This is a genomic window from Mesorhizobium sp. B264B1B (assembly GCF_020165765.1).
Classification (GTDB): Bacteria; Pseudomonadota; Alphaproteobacteria; order Rhizobiales; family Rhizobiaceae; genus Mesorhizobium.
This window is the reverse complement of record NZ_JAIUIS010000002.1, coordinates 552746-570361: the sequence shown is the minus strand read 5'-3', so window position 1 is coordinate 570361 and position 17616 is coordinate 552746. Positions and strand designations below refer to the sequence as shown.

The 17616-nt window shown below is 63.4% G+C and carries 23 protein-coding genes; 10 read left to right on the top strand and 13 right to left on the bottom strand.

From position 1 onward, the window contains the following. The first annotated feature begins 266 nt into the window (after positions 1 to 266). The 6 genes from LB547_RS06620 (at position 267) to LB547_RS06595 (ending at position 2688) form a co-directional block, all read left to right on the top strand. Positions 267 to 476: a cold-shock protein gene (locus tag LB547_RS06620; protein ID WP_010915421.1), complete on the top strand. Its 210-nt coding sequence runs from the start codon at positions 267 to 269 to the stop codon at positions 474 to 476. A 334-nt stretch (positions 477 to 810) separates the two neighbouring features. Continuing rightward, positions 811 to 1038 carry a hypothetical protein gene (locus LB547_RS06615; protein ID WP_140515521.1) on the top strand — a complete coding sequence of 76 codons (228 nt, stop codon included), beginning with the start codon at positions 811 to 813 and terminating at the stop codon, positions 1036 to 1038. Beyond that, positions 1038 to 1442 carry a hypothetical protein gene (locus tag LB547_RS06610; RefSeq protein WP_140494290.1) on the top strand — a complete coding sequence of 135 codons (405 nt, stop codon included), beginning with the start codon at positions 1038 to 1040 and terminating at the stop codon, positions 1440 to 1442. The genes LB547_RS06615 and LB547_RS06610 overlap by 1 nt, the downstream gene beginning before the upstream one ends. A 1-nt stretch (position 1443) precedes the next feature. Further along, complete coding sequence (locus LB547_RS06605) at positions 1444 to 1611, top strand: hypothetical protein (RefSeq protein WP_181167560.1); 168 nt, start codon at positions 1444 to 1446, stop codon at positions 1609 to 1611. A gap of 4 nt (positions 1612 to 1615) precedes the next feature. Continuing rightward, a complete protein-coding gene (locus LB547_RS06600) occupies positions 1616 to 1999 on the top strand; it encodes a YkgJ family cysteine cluster protein (protein WP_140521623.1) in 384 nt (127 codons plus the stop codon). Between the two features lie 77 nt (positions 2000 to 2076). Next, a complete protein-coding gene (locus LB547_RS06595; protein WP_140494286.1) occupies positions 2077 to 2688 on the top strand; it encodes a LysE family translocator in 612 nt (203 codons plus the stop codon). 100 nt (positions 2689 to 2788) lie between these two features. Here LB547_RS06595 and LB547_RS06590 read toward each other — a convergent pair whose 3' ends face one another. The 4 genes from LB547_RS06590 to LB547_RS06575 all read right to left on the bottom strand — a co-directional run bounded on the left by LB547_RS06590 (position 2789) and on the right by LB547_RS06575 (position 5059). Then, complete coding sequence (locus LB547_RS06590; protein WP_140494284.1) at positions 2789 to 3067, bottom strand: hypothetical protein; 279 nt, start codon at positions 3065 to 3067, stop codon at positions 2789 to 2791. 106 nt (positions 3068 to 3173) lie between these two features. Then, positions 3174 to 3548, bottom strand: a complete 375-nt coding sequence (locus tag LB547_RS06585; RefSeq protein WP_140494282.1) for a nuclear transport factor 2 family protein — start codon at positions 3546 to 3548, stop codon at positions 3174 to 3176. A gap of 17 nt (positions 3549 to 3565) precedes the next feature. Further along, positions 3566 to 4012 carry an OsmC family protein gene (locus LB547_RS06580; protein ID WP_140494280.1) on the bottom strand — a complete coding sequence of 149 codons (447 nt, stop codon included), beginning with the start codon at positions 4010 to 4012 and terminating at the stop codon, positions 3566 to 3568. A 36-nt stretch (positions 4013 to 4048) separates the two neighbouring features. Then, positions 4049 to 5059, bottom strand: coding sequence for a zinc-dependent alcohol dehydrogenase family protein (locus LB547_RS06575; RefSeq protein ID WP_140761730.1), 1011 nt, complete (start codon positions 5057 to 5059; stop codon positions 4049 to 4051). Positions 5060 to 5156: 97 nt separating this feature from the next. Here LB547_RS06575 and LB547_RS06570 point away from each other — a divergent pair, with 97 nt between their 5' ends. Further along, entirely contained in the window at positions 5157 to 5768 is a 612-nt protein-coding gene (locus LB547_RS06570) for a TetR/AcrR family transcriptional regulator (RefSeq protein WP_140494276.1), read from the top strand. A 100-nt stretch (positions 5769 to 5868) separates the two neighbouring features. Here the strand turns inward: LB547_RS06570 and groL are convergent, their stop codons facing one another. The 3 genes from groL to LB547_RS06555 all read right to left on the bottom strand — a co-directional run bounded on the left by groL (position 5869) and on the right by LB547_RS06555 (position 8910). Then, entirely contained in the window at positions 5869 to 7524 is a 1656-nt protein-coding gene (groL, locus tag LB547_RS06565) for a chaperonin GroEL (RefSeq protein WP_140494274.1), read from the bottom strand. Positions 7525 to 7593: 69 nt separating this feature from the next. After that, a complete protein-coding gene (gene groES, locus LB547_RS06560) occupies positions 7594 to 7890 on the bottom strand; it encodes a co-chaperone GroES (protein ID WP_006203049.1) in 297 nt (98 codons plus the stop codon). A gap of 393 nt (positions 7891 to 8283) precedes the next feature. Beyond that, on the bottom strand, positions 8284 to 8910 hold the full coding sequence (locus LB547_RS06555; RefSeq protein ID WP_181165128.1) for a TetR/AcrR family transcriptional regulator: 627 nt from the start codon (positions 8908 to 8910) through the stop codon (positions 8284 to 8286). 126 nt (positions 8911 to 9036) lie between these two features. On the opposite strand from LB547_RS06555, the gene LB547_RS06550 reads away from it, so the two are divergent. Genes LB547_RS06550 through LB547_RS06540 form a run of 3 tightly spaced genes read left to right on the top strand, consistent with a single transcriptional unit; the run spans position 9037 to position 12659 of the window. Then, positions 9037 to 10218 (top strand): MFS transporter, encoded by a 1182-nt coding sequence (locus LB547_RS06550; protein WP_140515525.1) that lies wholly within the window; start codon positions 9037 to 9039, stop codon positions 10216 to 10218. Between the two features lie 12 nt (positions 10219 to 10230). Next, on the top strand, positions 10231 to 11523 hold the full coding sequence (locus LB547_RS06545; RefSeq protein WP_140557119.1) for a D-arabinono-1,4-lactone oxidase: 1293 nt from the start codon (positions 10231 to 10233) through the stop codon (positions 11521 to 11523). Next, entirely contained in the window at positions 11520 to 12659 is a 1140-nt protein-coding gene (locus tag LB547_RS06540; RefSeq protein WP_140761727.1) for an alanine racemase, read from the top strand. Before LB547_RS06545 ends, LB547_RS06540 begins: the two co-directional genes overlap by 4 nt. Before the next feature lie 139 nt (positions 12660 to 12798). Here LB547_RS06540 and LB547_RS06535 read toward each other — a convergent pair whose 3' ends face one another. The 6 genes from LB547_RS06535 to LB547_RS06510 all read right to left on the bottom strand — a co-directional run bounded on the left by LB547_RS06535 (position 12799) and on the right by LB547_RS06510 (position 17614). Beyond that, positions 12799 to 13254: a DUF2442 domain-containing protein gene (locus tag LB547_RS06535; RefSeq protein WP_181165127.1), complete on the bottom strand. Its 456-nt coding sequence runs from the start codon at positions 13252 to 13254 to the stop codon at positions 12799 to 12801. Then, positions 13247 to 13474 carry a DUF4160 domain-containing protein gene (locus LB547_RS06530; protein WP_140728229.1) on the bottom strand — a complete coding sequence of 76 codons (228 nt, stop codon included), beginning with the start codon at positions 13472 to 13474 and terminating at the stop codon, positions 13247 to 13249. Before LB547_RS06530 ends, LB547_RS06535 begins: the two co-directional genes overlap by 8 nt. A 218-nt stretch (positions 13475 to 13692) precedes the next feature. Next, entirely contained in the window at positions 13693 to 14736 is a 1044-nt protein-coding gene (locus LB547_RS06525; protein WP_140494262.1) for an ABC transporter permease, read from the bottom strand. Then, positions 14733 to 15530 (bottom strand): ATP-binding cassette domain-containing protein, encoded by a 798-nt coding sequence (locus LB547_RS06520; protein WP_140761755.1) that lies wholly within the window; start codon positions 15528 to 15530, stop codon positions 14733 to 14735. Before LB547_RS06520 ends, LB547_RS06525 begins: the two co-directional genes overlap by 4 nt. An 85-nt stretch (positions 15531 to 15615) precedes the next feature. After that, the gene (locus LB547_RS06515) at positions 15616 to 16623 is read right to left on the bottom strand and encodes a substrate-binding domain-containing protein (protein WP_140761724.1); all 1008 of its coding nucleotides are present in this window, start codon (positions 16621 to 16623) and stop codon (positions 15616 to 15618) included. 85 nt (positions 16624 to 16708) lie between these two features. Beyond that, on the bottom strand, positions 16709 to 17614 hold the full coding sequence (locus tag LB547_RS06510; RefSeq protein ID WP_181177994.1) for a sugar phosphate isomerase/epimerase family protein: 906 nt from the start codon (positions 17612 to 17614) through the stop codon (positions 16709 to 16711). Positions 17615 to 17616: the final 2 nt, after the last annotated feature.

The window sequence follows — 17616 nt, the reverse complement described above, 5'->3', positions numbered from 1 at the left end:
CCCAGCCTCCATCCGCTGGCGATAAAACCGGACAACTCACGTGCTACCTAATCCGGACAACTCATGTGCTTACGACACGGGTGAGCCAAGAATTGACATGGCCGTTTAAATAGCTTACAAGACCTTTGTCGATATTTGTTGACTGACTTTTGTTATCCGCGCTTTGCAGCGCGCCTTTGACGAACTTCCCACATCAAAAATCGAGACAAACGACGTTGTGCATCCGCATGACGGCGAACGAGTATTTGCCATGGAAAGGGTTCGTCATGAGCACCGGCACAGTTAAATGGTTCAACGCCACCAAAGGTTTTGGTTTTATTCAGCCTGACGACGGCTCTGCCGACGTTTTCGTCCACATCTCGGCCGTAGAGCGCGCCGGCATGCGTGACATCGTCGAGGGCCAGAAGCTCGGCTACGAGATGGTCCGCGACAACAAGTCCGGCAAGATGTCGGCCGACCAGTTGAAGGCGGCCTGAAAAAGGATTCAGCCTTCCCGGTGACCACGGATGTACTGGCACTGGTGAATGGCGAATTCGGGCGCATGGCGGCGGAAACCTGAGTTTTCGCACGCTGCGTGCCGGAGCGTCCTGTGCATCCACTGGATGCGCGACGCTCTCATGGAAGGTCAGGCGGTGCCTGGCCTTTTTCACTTTGTGGGTCTCGCCGCCGAAAATGCGCTGCGCGTCGGCCTGAACGTGCTAAGGGACGCTCCAGCAAGTTGAATCCGCCGCCCCAATGCTTTTGTGCGTGGGTCCTGACTGAAGACCGGTCTTGCCCTATCGGCACGAGACTCCTGACAGGAGAAAGATTTTGACCGCCAATTCGAAAACAGCTGCTGATCAGGCAGTGCCCTTGTTCAGCAAGACGCAAACCCAGTCGATGTCGCTCAACCGCATCATTTCCGAACGCGATGCCCTTACCCAGGCGCGTGAAGCCAAGACCGCGCGTTTGCGCGAACTGCGCCTGGAAAAAGAGGCAGATGAAATGGCTGCGGCGGCCGCACAGGCGGCGTTGCCGAAACGGGCCGGAAGACGCTGATGGCGACGAAGCGTGTGCCGGCGACACCAATCGCCGCTGATGCGACCATCGCCGATATGGTCGAAACATTGGACAAGCCAGTCGAATATGTCCGGCGTGTGCTGGAAAAACTCGAACGCTGCAAGCGCGTCCATGGCGATGCACAGGTGCGCGTCGGCGTGCGGGGCCGCGCCGAGTGCCCGAACTATTTGATCGAATATGTCCGCCAAGACGCCAAGACCCGCGAGCCGGTGACCCATCAGGACGCCGCCTACAGCGGCAGCACGCATCGCGAACTGGCGCCGCATCACATCGCGGAGGCGAGGAACTGGTCGCCTGAGGAAATGAACATAACGGCGGTTTCGGCCCTGATCGGCCGTTTGCGCAGTCCGCGCGCACCATCGCGCTTCGCCGACGAGGACTGAGATGGCCATAAAATTCTCCGCCAAGGACCAACCGCCGGCGCCCGCCGCCGCTGCAAAGCCAGTCAAGCCGGCTGCCGCGCCGAAGGCCGATGCAGCTGCCGAGGCCGCGACCGATCTATTCAAGTCGCCGGCCGAGGCGCCGTCGCGCAAGGCAGGCAAGAAGAAATAGCGCCTTGCCGCAAGACGCCGACCGCAATCCTGCTGCGCAGGGGCTGTTCAACCCGGTGGCCGCAGCCAGCCTTTCATCGTCGCAACGAGGCACCGTCCCGGCATTTGATTGCCAGAGCTGCGGCGCCTGTTGCTCCTACTCGGCCGAGTGGCCGCGCTTTTCCACCGAGGACGACGCGCACCTCGACCGTATCCCGGACAAGTATGTCGCGACCGATCTGTCGGGTATGCGTTGCGAGGGCCCGCGCTGTTCGGCCCTCTGTGGCGAAGTGGGCAAGGCAACCGCTTGCGGCATCTACGAGCTGCGCCCGGATGTCTGCCGCGCCTGCATGCCCGGCGACGAGGATTGCCTGATGGCGCGTCGGGCGCACGGGCTGCCTGTCCTCTGATCTGACGGCGCCGCGGCTTGTGCGCGGGGATTTCGCTGCTACGCTGCCCGCCGGGCAGCACAGCGGAGGACCAAATCGTGAGCATCGAATTCTTGTTGACGTCGCTGATCGTGGTGGCTTCGCCCGGCACCGGCGTCCTCTACACGCTGAGCGCCGGGCTTTCCCGCGGCGCCCGCGCCTCAATCGTCGCCGCTTTCGGCTGCACGCTCGGCATCATCCCGCATATGGCTGCCGCCATCACCGGCCTCGCCGCGCTCCTGCACACCAGCGCGGTCGCCTTCGAGACGCTGAAATATCTGGGCGTCGCCTACCTCCTTTACATGGCCTGGAACACGCTGAAGGAGAGGGGTGGTCTGAACGTCGAGGACAATGTCGCGCCGCGCTCCACCGGCAAGGTGATTGCGAGAGGCATCCTCGTCAATGTGCTCAACCCGAAGCTGTCGATCTTCTTCTTTGCCTTCCTGCCGCAGTTCGTCAGCACGACCGAGCCGCACGCGCTGTCGAAGATGCTGGAACTGAGCAGCGTCTTCATGCTTTTGACCTTCGTCATCTTCGTCGGCTATGGCATCTTCGCCGCCTCGATCCGCAGCCATGTCGCGTCGCGGCCGAGGGTGCTGACCTGGATGCGCCGCACGTTCGCCGGCGCTTTCGTCATGCTCGGCGCCAAGCTTGCGCTGGCGGACAGGTAGAATTCGTTCGCCTCGCCTTGGCACGAAATCGATGCCGAACAATGAGAAGGCGAGCCTTGGCCCGCCTTCTTTTGTTCTTCAACTCCGGACTAGCCGGCAATCATTTGTTCGCGCCGCCGAGCGCCTTCAATTTTTCGCAGAACGGGGCATACGGCTTGCTCATCGCCGCATCCTGACATTCCTTCATCATCATGGCTTGGTCGTCCTTGGACATTTTTGCCCAGGCGGCTTTCATCTCGGCGTCGGATTTCATCGTCTTCATGCTCGCATCGGTGAAGAACGGTTCCATCATCTTGGGCGAGTCGAGCGCTCCGGCAAGTGCCGTGCCGCTGAGAACGGTCAACGCGAGTGCTCCAAAGCAGGCGGTTCTGATGTTCATGACATTAGTCCTCCCTATGGTCTTTCTCGATCGTCGAATGGCGGTCGGACTCTATTCCTAGCACAAACCGATGTGTATTAGGAGTAACTCATATGGTGAAGCCGGCCTATCCCTTGACGTAGCCCATCGCCTCGACGATCCGCCCGCCCTCGACGCGCATCAGATTGACGCCGCGCAGCGAATTGCCGTCCGCCATCCAGTAGCGCCAGCGGATCGTCGCCCGCTCGCCGGCGACGAAGGTCTCCTCGATGTCGAAGCGCGTGCCGGGCTGGGTCGCGATCGCCGTCCATAGCCCGACGCAGGCCGCCTTGCCGGCATGGCGCGCACCGTCCGGTGCCGGCACGGTGTTTTCAATCACGCAGTCCTCGCCCACCAACTCGGCAAGCGCCGACGGATCGTGCAACTGGAACACATCGTTGAAGCGCCGCATGATCTCGGCTGTCCGCCGCGACTCTGGATGACCGTCCATGATGCTGCTCATCTCGTACTTCTCCTGATTCATTGTTGCGCGGCGGTACCCACGAGGGTCGCCTTGAGGTTGATCTGGGCCACGCCGGCCAGCGCGCGCGAAACGAGACAGCTCGCCTTGGCGGACTGGGCAAGGCGCTCGAACTGGTCTTCGGCGAGCCCCGTGACCTCCACCGCCGTTTCAAGGTCGATGCGGGTGATGGTCGGCCCGGCCTCGGTCGCTCCGAGGTGCACCCTGGCGATGGTGCGGATGTCCCGGGGAACATGACCTCCCTGGCCAAGGATGAAGGTCAGCGCCATCGAGAAACAGCCGGCATGCGCGGCCGCGATCAGTTCTTCCGGGTTGGTGCCGGGGCCGTTCTCGAAACGCGACGGAAAGGAATAGGCGCCTTCGAACACACCGCTGCCGAGCCGCAGCCGGCCTGAACCTTCCCTCAGCGTGCCTTGCCACTCGGCCGAAGCTTCACGAATTGTCATTGCTGTTCTCCCTTCTGGTTCGATCGATATGAAATATCAGGCTCCGTCGATGACGACCTTCCCGAAGACGTCGCCCTGCTGGAAATAGCGGTAGGCGTCGCGGGCCTCGGCGAAGGGGAAGACCTTGTCGATGACCGGTCTCAACCGGTGCGCCGAGACGGCGTTGAGCATCGTTTCGAGGTTTGCGCGGCTGCCGACGAACAGACGGCCGATTGTGACGAGGCTGCGCTGATAGACGGCGCCGGGGATCTGCACCGTTGCGCCCTTCGCATCCTGAATGGTGAGCAGCACGATGCGCCCATAAAGCGCGCTGGCGATCAGCGACTGCGCGAAGGTCGGCGGGCCGCCGGTTTCGACGGTAAGGTCGATACCGCCGGTTTCGCCACGCACCATCGCCCCCCATTCCGGCATGTCGGTCGAGGAGACGACGAGGTCGGCCCCCATCGCCCGCAGCTTGCCGACCTTCTCGGCGCGAGAGGTGACGGCGACGACGCGGCAGCCGAGCAGCTTGGCGAACTGCAACGCGAACAGCGAGACGCCGCCCGAGCCTATGACTAGAACCCATTGGCCGGGCTTGGGAATCTCCGCCCCGGTCAGTGCGTTCCAGGCTGTCAGGCCGGCGCAGCTCAGCGTTGCCGCCTCGCGCCAGTCGAGATGCTCGGGAACTCGCACCGCCCATTGCTCGTCAAGCACGGCGTACTCGCCGAGCATGCCATCCAGCGTGCAGCCGAGCTGGTCGATCAGTCCGGCATTGATGCGGCCATCGATCCAGCGGGCGAAATAGCTGCCGGTGACACGGTCGCCGACGGCAAAGCGTGTGACATCATCGCCGATGGCGACGACCTCGCCGGCGCCGTCGCTGAGCGGAACGATCCCGCGGCGCGGTGTCAGGGGGTAGGTGCCATTGAGGATCATCGTATCGCGTCGGTTGAGCGAGGTGGCGCGCACCCGCACCACGATCTCCTGGGCACTTGGCTCCGGTCGCACCTCTTCCCGCATCACCAGACATTCGGTTCCGCCCAAACCCTCAAGACGATAGCTGCGCATTTCGGCTCTCGATTATATAGACTGATCTACATATTATGTAGACCAGTTGTCATATTTCTGGCAAGGCTTATAAGGATCTCTCCTGACAGAGGTTGACATGGCGAACGATACGAGAGCCCGCATACTCGAAACGACCGGATTGCTGCTCAGGCGGCGCGGCTATCACGGCACTTCGCTCAATGACATACTGAGCGCCAGCGGCGCCCCGCGCGGCTCGCTCTATTTCCACTTTCCCGGTGGCAAGGATCAGCTGGTCGTCGAAGTGACGCGCGCCAGCGTGGCCGAGGTGACTGAGAGGCTTGGCGCCGAGCTGGCGGCGGAAAGCGATCCGGCGGTTGCCGTTCACCACATTTACCAGTCGGTCGCTCGCATGCTGGAGGACAACGAATTCTCGCTCGGCTGCCCGATCGCGCCGGTCGTGCTCGATGCGCCGAACGACGTGCCGGACTTGGAGGAAATCTGCCGCTCCGCTTTCGAGCAGTGGATCGGCCTGCTGCGCCAGGCGTTTGTCAGGGCAGGGGTGGTCGAGCGCCGCGCACGGGCGCTGGCGCTGTTGGTCGAGTCCTCGCTGGAAGGCCTGATGGTGATTGCCCGCGCCACCCGCGATCGCTCATCGATCAACGTCGTGGCCGATGAGGTGGCTACCCTGATCGAGCAGGCAGTCCTCGCCGGCAAGGCGACGCGGCAAGCGGAGAGCACTGCTGTCTGACGCTGATTCCAACCGACTACGCTGAAGCAAGGCCTGAATGTGCAAAGAAAAGGGCGGCATCGCTGCCGCCCTTTCCACATGCATAAAGCAGATGGCTGGATTAGAAGTCCATGCCGCCCATACCGCCCATGCCGCCGCCGCCCATGCCGCCAGGCATGCCGCCGCCAGCCGACTCCTTCTTCGGAGCCTCCGCGATCATGGCTTCGGTGGTGACCAGCAGGCCGGCGACCGAGGCCGCGTCCTGGAGAGCCGTACGCACGACCTTGACCGGATCGACGATACCCATGGCGATCATGTCGCCATATTCGCCGGTCTGGGCGTTGTAGCCGAAGGTCGCGCCCTTGTTCTCGAGGATCTTGCCAGCAACGATCGATGCTTCCGCACCGGCGTTGGCAGCGATCTGACGGGCCGGAGCCTGCAGCGCGCGGCGCACGATGTTGATGCCGGCGGCCTGGTCGGAGTTGACGCCGGTGGCCTTGAGGTTGCCCGAAGCGCGCAGCAGGGCCACGCCACCGCCGGCAACGATGCCTTCTTCCACGGCCGCGCGGGTCGCGTTGAGGGCGTCATCGACGCGGTCCTTCTTTTCCTTCACTTCCACTTCGGTCGCACCGCCGACGCGGATCACGGCAACACCGCCGGCGAGCTTGGCCAGGCGTTCCTGCAGCTTCTCCTTGTCGTAGTCCGAGGTGGTCTCCTCGATCTGCTGCTTGATCTGGGCAACGCGGCCCTGGATCTCGGCCTTCTTGCCGGCGCCGTCGACGATGGTGGTGTTCTCCTTCGAGATCGACACCTTCTTGGCGCGGCCGAGCATGTTGAGGCCGACATTCTCGAGCTTGATGCCGAGGTCTTCGGAGATGACCTGGCCACCGGTGAGGATGGCGATGTCTTCCAGCATGGCCTTGCGGCGGTCACCGAAGCCCGGAGCCTTGACGGCGGCGATCTTCAGGCCACCGCGCAGCTTGTTGACGACCAGCGTGGCCAGGGCCTCGCCTTCGACGTCTTCCGAGATGATGAGCAGCGGCTTGGAGGTCTGCACGACCGCTTCCAGGACCGGCAGCATGGCCTGCAGGTTGGAGAGCTTCTTCTCGTGGAGCAGGATGTAGGCGTCCTCGAGATCGGCAACCATCTTATCGGGGTTGGTGACGAAGTAGGGCGAGAGATAGCCGCGGTCGAACTGCATGCCTTCGACGACTTCCAGCTCGGTCTCGGCGGTCTTGGCTTCCTCGACGGTGATGACGCCTTCGTTGCCGACCTTCTGCATCGCTTCCGCGATCATCTTGCCGACCGACTCGTCGCCATTGGCCGAGATGGTGCCGACCTGGGCGACTTCCTCGGAGGTCTTGATCTTCTTGGCGGCCTTGCCGAGAGCTGCGACCACTTCGGTCACGGCCAGGTCGATGCCGCGCTTCAGGTCCATCGGGTTCATGCCGGCGGCAACCGCCTTGTGGCCTTCCTGGACGATCGATTGCGCCAGAACGGTCGCGGTCGTGGTGCCGTCGCCGGCGATGTCGTTGGTCTTCGAAGCGACTTCGCGGACCATCTGCGCGCCCATGTTCTCGAACTTGTCCTCAAGTTCGATTTCCTTGGCGACGGTGACGCCGTCCTTGGTGATGCGCGGTGCGCCGAACGACTTGTCGATGACGACGTTGCGGCCCTTGGGGCCGAGCGTGACCTTCACCGCGTCGGCGAGGATGTTGACGCCGCGCAGCATGCGCTCACGGGCGTCGCGGGAGAATTTTACGTCTTTGGCAGCCATGTTCAACTCCTGGCAGGGGCTCGGATCGAGCCCGAAGATTTAAGATTCAGTTGATGGGAAGGCCGATATTCAGCCGATGATGCCCATAATGTCGGATTCCTTCATGATCAGAAGGTCTTCGCCATTGAGCTTGACTTCGGTGCCCGACCACTTGCCGAACAGGATGCGGTCGCCAGCCTTGACGTCCAGGGGCACGAGCTTGCCAGCCTCGTCGCGGGCGCCGGAGCCGACGGCGATGATCTCGCCTTCCTGCGGCTTTTCCTTCGCCGTGTCGGGGATGATGATCCCGCCGGCGGTCTTGGATTCGGATTCGACCCGGCGTACGACCACGCGGTCATGAAGCGGGCGGAACTTCGACTTTGCCATGTTTTCTTCCTCGATGAGAACGGTGAGAAACAGTTCCTCCGTCCGGCGAAGCCGGACAATCTACAAAGCCCGGCGGTACCGGACCTGTGGTTAGCACTCACCCAGGGCGAGTGCTAACGTGGCGGTGAAATAGGCTGCTGGCTGGCGAGAGTCAAGGCGCGCGCGAGCGGGCAGCGGCGCGAAATTTTGTTTTCCGCGAAAGCCCGCTCGCAGAACGTGCCAGTTGCCGCTGGCCTTTCATGCGAAATGCGCCGGTTCCTCCCGCAATCGACGGCGAAACAAGGCGCGGAGGGGTGCTCCGCCGCTACCGGTCAGAGATCCTGCCGCCCGATACTTCGATACGCAAGACGTGTCGATGTCACGGGAGAGGGGCGCGAAAGCCGCCGCCGAAAACTACAGAAACAATCTCAGCTGCGTATGGATGATGGACCTGTAGTCGTCGATCGTGCGGCGGCCTTCCTTCTCGTCCTGCGTCAGCGCTAGCCGCACGACGCCGCCGGCAAGCTGGAAGATCAGGAACACCACGCGCGCGAAGTCTTCGCGCCGGTCGGGCCGCAGCATCGGAGCGACGTGGTCGCAGAACATCTTGGCCTGGTGCCTTGTCTCAGCAATGTCGAGGTTCTGCAGCGCCTTGTCAGCCTGTATCGCGTTCTGCAGATCTTGGATGGCCGGGTCGTCGGCCACGCGCCGGTAATAGTCCTCGATCATGCGGTCCGCGGCAGCCGTCACGTCCTCAAGCCCACTTATTTCGGCGATGATCTCGCCGAAGCGTGCGCGGCTTTCCTCCGAGAAGCGCTCATAGAGCATCGCCAGGATCGCCGATTTGTTGGGGAAATAATGGTAGACGGTGGCGATCGGTCCGCCCGCCAGTGCGCCCACTTCCTTCATCGTCACCGCGTCGATGCCTTTTTCGCCGATCAGCCGCATGGTCGTCGAAAGGATCGCGTCGATGCGTTCGCGGCTCCGCTCCTGCTTGGGCCTGCGCCTCGGCGCCGTCGCCATCCGCCTTGCTTCCGCCATGCGCCCAATCTCTCGCGAGAGCTTCAAAATTCCCGGTTGACAAGAAACATGATCAAGTATCAGTTTCGTAATGCTGACAAGTTGTCAGCTTTTTTATCGCACTGCAAGGACGTTGGGAGGCGCCTCGTGACTGCGACGCAAGCCGTACAAGCGGAAAATGGCGATTGGCTGGTCGGCAACCCGACCGGCGTCGAGCTCGGCTCCGCATTATGGATCGGCTCGGTCGGGCTGCTGATCCTCGGGCTTCAGCCCGTGCTGCTTGGCGCGCTCTACACCGAGGGCCATGTCAGCGGCGATGAACTGGCGCTGGTCGCCACGGCGGAGATGATCGCGATCGCCATCGGTTCAGCCGTGGTGGCGATGCTGCTTTCCGCGCGCAACATGCGCTGGAAAAGCGCCGTCCTTTTGATCCTGCTGGCCCTGGCGAATGTATGGACCGCCCATGCCGCAAGCGCCAATGCGTTGATCGCCGCCCGCGCCATCGCCGGGCTGGCTGAAGGTGGTCTGGTCGCGATCGCCACCGAACTGATCGCCCGTTCGCGCCGGGCGGAGCGCATCGGCGGCTATTTCGTGACGCTGCAGACCCTGGCGCAATGTGCGCTCGCTCTGCTTTTGGCACTCTATGTCATTCCCAAGGCGGGGTCGTCCGGCGGCTTCATCGTGCTTGCCGTCGTCTGCGTCGTTTCGCTGGCGGCCGCTTTCACCGTACCCGGTGACTACGCCGACCTGCCGAAAGAGGAGAACCTGGCCAATGTGCTGACGGTTCCGTCGATCACCGCGCTATTGTCGGTCTTCTGCTACTTCATGTTCTTCGGCGCGATCTGGGCCTTCCTGGAACCGCTCGGTGCGCAGTATGGGATTGATAGCTGGACCGTCGGTCTGATCGTCTCGGCCAGCCTGGCGACGCAGGTCCTGGGCGCGATGACGGCGACCGTGTTCGAGGCGCGCATCGATTACCGCATTGCCATTACGGCCATCGGTGCCGTCGCGCTGGTCTCCTCCCTTGTTCTTGCCAGCGCACCTGGCCTGACGACATTCTGGATCGCCGCCTTGGTCATGGGCTTCATCCTGTTGTTCATCGTACCCTATCAGATCCGGCTGGCGATCACGGCGGACGAGACGCGTACCGCCGTGCTGCTGGTGCCGGCTGCACAGCTCTTCGGCCTGGCGATCGGGCCGGTCGCGGCGTCGCTGCTCATCAATGGCAAGGATTTCCGGCCCGTGCCGGAATTCGCCGCGGCAAGCGCGTTTGCCAGCGTGGCCCTGCTTGGCCTGTTCGTGGCCACTATGCGCCGTCGGCGCGTCTGACGGGACGGCTGGATGTCGACGATCACCGCGCGGAACTGGAGCAACTGGTCGGGCTTCGTGCGCGCCGAGCCGAAGCTGATCGCCACTCCAACCGACGCCGGCGAGCTTGCCGATCTGGTGCGCACGGCACCTGGGCCGCTGCGGGTGGCGGGTGCTGGCCACTCCTTCACGGCGCTGGTGGCATCGCAAGGCTCGATCGTTTCCCTGGAGAAGATCGAGGGGCTGGTCTCGCACGACATACAAAGCCATCGCGCGCGGGTGCGGGCAGGGACGCGGCTCGGCCCGCTAATGCACATGCTGCACGGCATCGGCCAGGGCCTGCCCAATATGGGCGACATCGACCGCCAGGCGATCGGCGGCGCGCTGGGCACCGCCACCCATGGTTCCGGGCTGACGCTGGGCGCTTATCACACCCAGTTGGAGACGGTGCAGATCGTGGACGGGCGGGGCGAGTTGCGCGAATTCGATCGGACCCGCGACCAGGATATGATCCATGCGATGGGGGTCGCTCTCGGCGCCTTCGGCATCTTGAGCGAAGTCACGCTGAACAACATCGCGACCTACCGGCTGCGCCGCCGCAAGTGGGTGCTGCCGATCGCCGACATGCTGCGCGATTTCGAGACGATGATGGCCGCGCACCGGTCGGCCGAATTCTACTACATCCCGTTTTCCGGCTACGCGCAGTTCATCGCCAGCGACCTCAGCGACGCGAACCCGACCACCAGGCCTACCGAGCACGACGAGGCCGGCCTGGCGACGCTACGCAAGCTGAGCAGGGCGCTGCGCCGGCTGCCATGGCTGCGCCGCTCCTTGATCCGCGGCGCCGTGAAGAAAGTGCCGGCCGAGGATTATGTGCAGGACTGGCTCAACGTCTATGCCAGCGACCGGCAGACCAAGTTCAACGAGATGGAGTATCATCTGCCCTTCGAGGAGGGGCCGAAGGTGATCACGCAGATCATCGAGCTGACCGAGAAGCACTTTCCGGAAGTTTATTTTCCGATGGAGGTGCGCTCGGTGGCACCCGACATGTTCTGGCTTTCGCCCTTCTACAAGCGTCTGACCTGCTCGATCGCCATTCACCACGATGCCGCCAACGACCCTGAGCCCTTCATGCGGGCGGCCGAGCCGATCTTTCGCAGGCATGGCGGCCGGCCGCATTGGGGCAAGATGCACAGCCTGAAGGCGGCGGATTTCAAAAAGCTCTATCCGCGCTGGGATGATGCGATGGCTGTTCGGCGAGACATCGATCCCGAGAACCGTTTCGTCTCGCCCTACATGGCCGGCCTGTTCGGCATCGGCCAATGAGCGGCTATTTCACCACGCTGTCGGATGCGTTGAGGGCGGCCGGCGTCTTTCAGCCTTGTCTCGTGCTCGACCGCGACCGGCTGGACCGCAACATCGACCTGGTGAAGCAGAGACTGGCGCCCGGCCTTGCCGTGCGGCTGGTCGACAAGTCGCTTGCTTGCCTGCCGCTGCTTTCGCATATCGCCGAGGCGCTCGGCACCCATCGCTTCATGACGTTTCATCCGCCGATCACAAGGGCCGTGCTCGACGCTCTTCCCGATGCCGACATGCTTTACGGCAAGCCGATGCCGGTCGGCGCGGCAAGGCAAGCGATTTCAAGCGGTACCGCCGACTGGTCGCGCGCCTGCTGGCTGATCGACAGCGAGGAGAGACTGGCGGAATACGGCGCTCTGGCCGCCGAACTCGACGTCGGGTTGCGCATCGCTTTCGAGATCGATGTCGGGCTGCATCGGGGCGGGTTCGCCGAACCGCGTGCGCTGTCGAAGGCATTGAACGTGCTGCCCGCCCGGTTGCGCTGCGAAGGCGTCATGGCCTACGAGGCGCACGCGCCGCACATTCCCGGTCTGTTCGGCGGTCCCAAAAAGGCGCTGGCAGAGGCGTCGCAGCGGGCCGCGGCGTTCATCGCGGCTCTCGGCGAGGACCAGCGCCGAACACTGAACATCGGCGGCTCGAAGACCGCGTTGCTTCATCGTGGCGGCATGGCCAACGAAGTGTCGATCGGGTCGGCCTTCGTGCTGCCCGGGGATTTCGACACGCCCGGCCTCGACGGCTTCCAGCCCGCGGCCTTCATCGCCACGCCTATCCTCAAGGTGGTCGAGCCGATGCTGCCAGGCCCGCCGGCGGTCACCCGCCTGCTGCAGACGGTCGGCCGGTTTCCGCGCAAGGGTTGCTATCTCTATGGCGGCAAATGGATGGCCGAACCGGTGTTTCCCGAAGGCATGGAGACCAATGGCCTGCTTGGCCTTTCCTCGAACCAGCAGTTCATGGGCCTGCCCGGCGATGCCACCACCAGGTCAGGCGACTACGCCTTCCTGCGTCCGACGCAAAGCGAGGCGGTGCTGCAGCAGTTCGGATCGATCGCGGTCTTTTCGGGCGACAGCCTCGTGGACCGCTGGCCCGCGCTGCCGATGGGGTAGGCATGGTGCCTCGTTACGATGAGGTCAAACCAGACGCTTCGATGCAACAGACCGGCCGTCAACCCAAAGCCACGATGCGCCGGCGGCCAGCAGCCGCATGCTTGGAACAGTCAGCGAGCCTATCCGCCTCCAGACGGGGTCATCGTTGACCGGCCTTCTCGGCGAGATATCGAGTAGCCAACGCGATTGAATTGGGGATCGGTGTCGATCCTCTATAGTTGGCAATTTGGCGCCTGGAGATTTCCAACTGGAGCGCCATCCCCTCAAGCGAGAATTTCAGCAGATCGTCCATGATATGGCGGAATTCCCGGTTCTCCATACCAATTGAGGGCAGGGTATCGATCCATTCGGCTGACAACTCGATTCCCCCGTCCCACTCGATTGCATTGCCGTCTTCGTTAACCCGCATGGTTCCAAACAGCTCGTCATCGTCGCGAAGCGGAATGAAGTGTCGATGGCTATTCAACACTGGATTCAGGTCAACCGTATTGGAGCGGCCGTCTCGCCAGGTGATGCGCACGCGGCGGCCATCAATCATGGTGACCGAGGCGATCCTGGGGAGCGGATTGCCGACTGTTACGATATCGTCAACCATTGAGGCGGGTCCATTCATTGCGCAACTCCTCTTCATGCGAGTTAGCCCAAGCGATTACGGCATCGAGGTCTTTGCGACGCATTTGGCCACGCAACACGTTCCATGAGCCAATCCTGATCAGGACTTCATACTTACCCTTCAACGCGTGAAAGTGAGGCGGGTTATGGTCATCCGCAAAGACCTGAATCTTGATGCCGTCGAGAACCTTCAAAGTGGGCATGTGGCTGTTCCAGCGCGCCAAACTTAATGCAGAGGGTGCACTAAATCAAGCGAAAGTGCACTGGGTGCACCAAAGCGTCGCATTTCATCAGTTTGATCGATATTGCGCGTGACGTAAATCGACGACCCCGGCCCTGCGTTCTCGTCCGCGCGGCCGCCGTTGTCGCTACCGGATTGAGCTCGGACGGTCGCGCCGAACGGCCGGCCTTGGGTAGCGTTTCAGCGGTAGCGCGCCTGGTTCCAGCGGTGGCCGAGCAGCGACAGGATGATGATCAGCCCGTTGAAGAACTGCACATAGAAGCCGCTGAGGCCGGCGGCGACGACGCCGGTCTGGATGAACGCCACCGTCAGCGCGCCGATGGCGCCGCCAAGCACGGTACCGATGCCGCCCCAGGTCGGCGTGCCGCCGACGAACACCGAAGCCAGCACCGGCAACAGATAGCCGTCGCCGGCGGTTGGCCACCAGGTGAAGTTGATCATCGTCGAGAAGGTGCCGCCGATCGCGGCCCCGATGCCGACGAAGACGAACACCTTGACCTTCACCCGCTTGACGTCGATGCCCATCTGCTGGGCGCTGTCGGGATTGTCGCCGACCACCTTCACCTGCGCGCCGAAGCGGTGGCGGTTGTAGAGCAGCGCGGCGAACACGACGAAGGCGAGCGCCCACAGGATCTGTACCGGAATCCCGTAAACCTGGCTGGAGAAGATCGTATAGGTCCAGCTTTGCCCGAGCGTCGGCAGCGCGGTCGACTTGCCTTCGTTGATGATCTGGATCAGCCCGCGCAGCAGGAAGTTCATGCCGAGCGTGGCGATCAGCGACGACAGGCTGCCATAGACGACCAGCACGCCGACCAGGAAGCCGAGCAGCATGCCGGTGGCGAGTGCTGCGACGATGCCGAGGAAGGGATCGTAGCCGGCCTGAACGACCAGCGCGAAAACCCAGGAGGCAAAACCCATCGTCGCCGGAAACGACAGGTCGATTTCGCCGGCGGTAACGACAAAGACCAGCGGCACGACCACGAACAGCGCCACCGGCAGCGTGGTCAGCACGGAGCTGTAAAGAAACCAGGTGGTGAACACGGTCGGATTGGCGATGGTGAAGGCGACCATCATCACCGCGAACACGCCGAGCGTGCCCAGCGCCGCGCGATTGTCGAGAACGAAGCCGCGCAGCAAATGATCCGACGGATGCTTCCATGCCGCTTCGCCCATTTCGGCATGGGGCGAGGTGGCTTGGCGATTGGGTTCCGCGATGTTGCTCATGGCCTTGTGTCCTCCGCGCGCTGGGCTTCGCCCAAGCCGGGCAGTCCGCCGGGATGCGCGAGGTCTTCCATGAAATTGACGAGCATGTCGGCCGACTTGATGTCGCGCTTGTCGGCCTGCAGCGCCACAGTGCCACGATCGAGCACGACGAAACGGTCGGCGATGTCGAAGACATGGTGGATGTTGTGGCCGATGAACAGGATCGAGCGCCCGCTCGCCCGCACCTGGCGCACGAAGTGGAAGACCTTGGCGGTTTCGGTCAGCGACAGAGCCGTTGTAGGCTCGTCGAGGATGATCAGGTCGGCCTGCTTGTAGATGGCGCGCGCGATCGCCACGCCCTGGCGCTCGCCGCCGGAAAGCTGGCCGACGACGGACTGCGGCGTGAACACTTTCGAAGTGAAGCCGATCTCGCGCATAAGCCGGCTCGCCTCCCTGATTTCGGTGCCGACTTTCAGCCAGCCGAGGAAGCCGGTGAGTTCGCGCCCCATGAAGATATTGCGCACGATGGTCTGCTGCACTGCCAGCGCACGGTCCTGGAAAACGGTCTCGATGCCGGCGTCGCGCGAGCGCGCGGCGTTCCAGCCGGTGACCGGCTTGCCGCGAACGAGGATCTCGCCACTGGTGGGCTTGACCGCGCCGGCGAGGATCTTGATCAGCGTCGACTTGCCGGCGCCATTGTCGCCGATCAGTCCGACCACCTCGCCGCGGTCGACGCTGAGATTGACCCCGCCAAGCGCATAGACCTGGCCGTAGGATTTCGTGATGTCGCGCAGTTCGATGATGCGTTCGGCCATCGGGTCCTCGCTTGCTTGTCGCATGCCGGGCCTCGCCGGCGGTCCCGCCGGCCGGGCCTGAGCCCCCGGCCGGCGGCTTGGGAGGTCAGCGCAGTGCCTGCTTGGCCAGTTCGGCGACGATCTTGTAATTCTCAGGCGTGACGAAGCCGGCGCCGGTATCGACATTCATCGGTGCCAGCCCCAGCACCACTTGCTGGCAGAGGCTGAGGATCGGCAGATAGCCCTGCATGAACGGCTGCTGATCGGCGGTCAGCTGCACCCAGCCGCCCTTGAAGGCCTCGACGATCTGCGGACTGGTGTCGAAGCCGAAATTGAAGATGTCGCCCGGCTTCCGGCCCGCCGCCGTCATATAGGTCTGGACGTTGCCGAGCATCTGTCCGCCGGGGTAGCCGACGGCCTTTACGCCGGGGTTGTTGAGCAAGGCGGCGGTGATCACCGGGATCGCCAGATTCGGATCGGCCGCCCATTCGGTTGCGGAATTGATTTGAACGACATCGATGCCGGCCTCTTTCAAGGCGGAGACGGTTCCTCGCTCGCGGGCGCCGCGGCTCTCATTCTCGAACGGGCCGATCATGATTGCCTTGTCACCGGCCTTGAGCTTGGCCAGCTTGAAGGCTTCCGCGCCGAGCGCGCGGCCCTGCTGTTCCTGCTGCGCGCCGACATAGCCGCCGCCGAAGGCCGTCACCACCGTCGGCACCGGCACGTTCTGGTACATCATCTTGATGCCGTCCTTATGCGCCTGTTCGGCCAGCGGCATGATGGCGGCGTCGCCGGGGTGGCCCATCATGGCAATACCGTTGGGCTTGACGGCGACCGCCTCGCGCAGCTGCTGGACCATCTTCTCGATGTCCCAGCCTGAGAAGATGTAGTCGACCTTCGGTCCGAGGTCGGCCGCCGCCTGCCTGGCGCCATTGTAGACAATGGTGCCGAAGGCGTCGCCCTCGGCGCCGCCGACGAAGAAACGGATGTGGACGTCCTTGCACCATTGCGCGTCGAGCGCCTGTGCCGGCAAGGTGGAGATGGCGGCGGCGAGCGCCGTGGCGGCCGCCACGACAGTCGTGCGCAGAAGTGTCGTTCTCTTGGCGATGCTCATGCACGTTCCTCCCTTTTGTCCTCGCGAGCGAGGGTTTCGACATCTGCTTCGGCAATCGCGGCCGGCTCCTCCCGCCGGCCAATCCTCACGTCGGGTTCGGCAGGTAGCTGACGCCTCCCCTGCATTGCTGAAGGTATTCCAGCGCGCGGACCTGGCCTGTCATCTCGAGGTCGTCGCGATAGACCGGGTCGTGCCAGCCTTCGATGTCGATGGCGCCGCGATAGCCGGCCAGCCGCAATTCGCTGATCACCCGCGTCCAGTCGCTGTCGCCGAAGCCGGGCGTGCGCATCTGCACGAAGGGCAGGCGGCCGAAGACGCCGTGCTCGCGTATGACATCCCAGCGCACCGTCGCGTCCTTGCCGTGGACATGGAAGATGCGATGCGCCCATTTGCGGATCTGCGGGATCGGGTCGATCAGATAGACCAACTGATGGCAGGGCTCCCATTCCAGACCCAGATTCTCATCCGGCAATTCGTTGAACATCAGTTCCCAGGCGTCCGGATTATGGGCGATGTTCCAGTCGCCGGCGGCCCAGTTGCCATCCATGGCGCAATTCTCGAAGGCGATGCGCACGCCCTTGTCGGCCGCGCGTTTGGCCAATTCGCCCCAGACTTCGCGGTAGCGCGGCAGGCTGTCGGTCAGCGGCTTGCCGCGGATGCGGCCGGTAAAACCGCTGACCAGATTGGTGCCGAACAGATGCGCGCTGTCGATCACCGTTTCCCAGGCCTTGAGCACGCCGCGGTCGGTGTCGCCGCTCTCGAGTGGATTGCCGAACACGCCGATCGAGCTGACGCTGACATCGGCATCGCCGATCGCGTCGCGGATCTCGCCGGCGAGCCGCCCCAGGTCCTTGCCGCCCAGCGTCTGCCAGAAGAAGGGCTGGACGCTCTCGAAACCGAGCGGCAGGATCTGCCTGACATAGGCGGCCGGGTCTTCGAGATTGGCCCGCACCATGGTGCCGATCCTGATGTCGAGAAGCGGGTCCGCCATGG

Bases quoted from the DNA above. Each gene is read 5' to 3' on its own strand.
- LB547_RS06620 (WP_010915421.1), top strand. From the start codon at position 267: ATGAGCACCGGCACAGTTAAATGGTTCAACGCCACCAAAGGTTTTGGT.
- LB547_RS06610 (WP_140494290.1), top strand. From the start codon at position 1,038: ATGGCGACGAAGCGTGTGCCGGCGACACCAATCGCCGCTGATGCGACC.
- LB547_RS06605 (WP_181167560.1), top strand. From the start codon at position 1,444: ATGGCCATAAAATTCTCCGCCAAGGACCAACCGCCGGCGCCCGCCGCC.
- LB547_RS06590 (WP_140494284.1), bottom strand. From the start codon at position 3,067: ATGAACATCAGAACCGCCTGCTTTGGAGCACTCGCGTTGACCGTTCTC.
- LB547_RS06585 (WP_140494282.1), bottom strand. From the start codon at position 3,548: ATGAGCAGCATCATGGACGGTCATCCAGAGTCGCGGCGGACAGCCGAG.
- LB547_RS06580 (WP_140494280.1), bottom strand. From the start codon at position 4,012: ATGACAATTCGTGAAGCTTCGGCCGAGTGGCAAGGCACGCTGAGGGAA.
- LB547_RS06575 (WP_140761730.1), bottom strand. From the start codon at position 5,059: ATGCGCAGCTATCGTCTTGAGGGTTTGGGCGGAACCGAATGTCTGGTG.
- LB547_RS06570 (WP_140494276.1), top strand. From the start codon at position 5,157: ATGGCGAACGATACGAGAGCCCGCATACTCGAAACGACCGGATTGCTG.
- groL (WP_140494274.1), bottom strand. From the start codon at position 7,524: ATGGCTGCCAAAGACGTAAAATTCTCCCGCGACGCCCGTGAGCGCATG.
- groES (WP_006203049.1), bottom strand. From the start codon at position 7,890: ATGGCAAAGTCGAAGTTCCGCCCGCTTCATGACCGCGTGGTCGTACGC.
- LB547_RS06555 (WP_181165128.1), bottom strand. From the start codon at position 8,910: ATGGCGGAAGCAAGGCGGATGGCGACGGCGCCGAGGCGCAGGCCCAAG.
- LB547_RS06545 (WP_140557119.1), top strand. From the start codon at position 10,231: ATGTCGACGATCACCGCGCGGAACTGGAGCAACTGGTCGGGCTTCGTG.
- LB547_RS06540 (WP_140761727.1), top strand. From the start codon at position 11,520: ATGAGCGGCTATTTCACCACGCTGTCGGATGCGTTGAGGGCGGCCGGC.
- LB547_RS06535 (WP_181165127.1), bottom strand. From the start codon at position 13,254: ATGGTTGACGATATCGTAACAGTCGGCAATCCGCTCCCCAGGATCGCC.
- LB547_RS06530 (WP_140728229.1), bottom strand. From the start codon at position 13,474: ATGCCCACTTTGAAGGTTCTCGACGGCATCAAGATTCAGGTCTTTGCG.
- LB547_RS06525 (WP_140494262.1), bottom strand. From the start codon at position 14,736: ATGAGCAACATCGCGGAACCCAATCGCCAAGCCACCTCGCCCCATGCC.
- LB547_RS06520 (WP_140761755.1), bottom strand. From the start codon at position 15,530: ATGGCCGAACGCATCATCGAACTGCGCGACATCACGAAATCCTACGGC.
- LB547_RS06515 (WP_140761724.1), bottom strand. From the start codon at position 16,623: ATGAGCATCGCCAAGAGAACGACACTTCTGCGCACGACTGTCGTGGCG.
- LB547_RS06510 (WP_181177994.1), bottom strand. From the start codon at position 17,614: ATGGCGGACCCGCTTCTCGACATCAGGATCGGCACCATGGTGCGGGCC.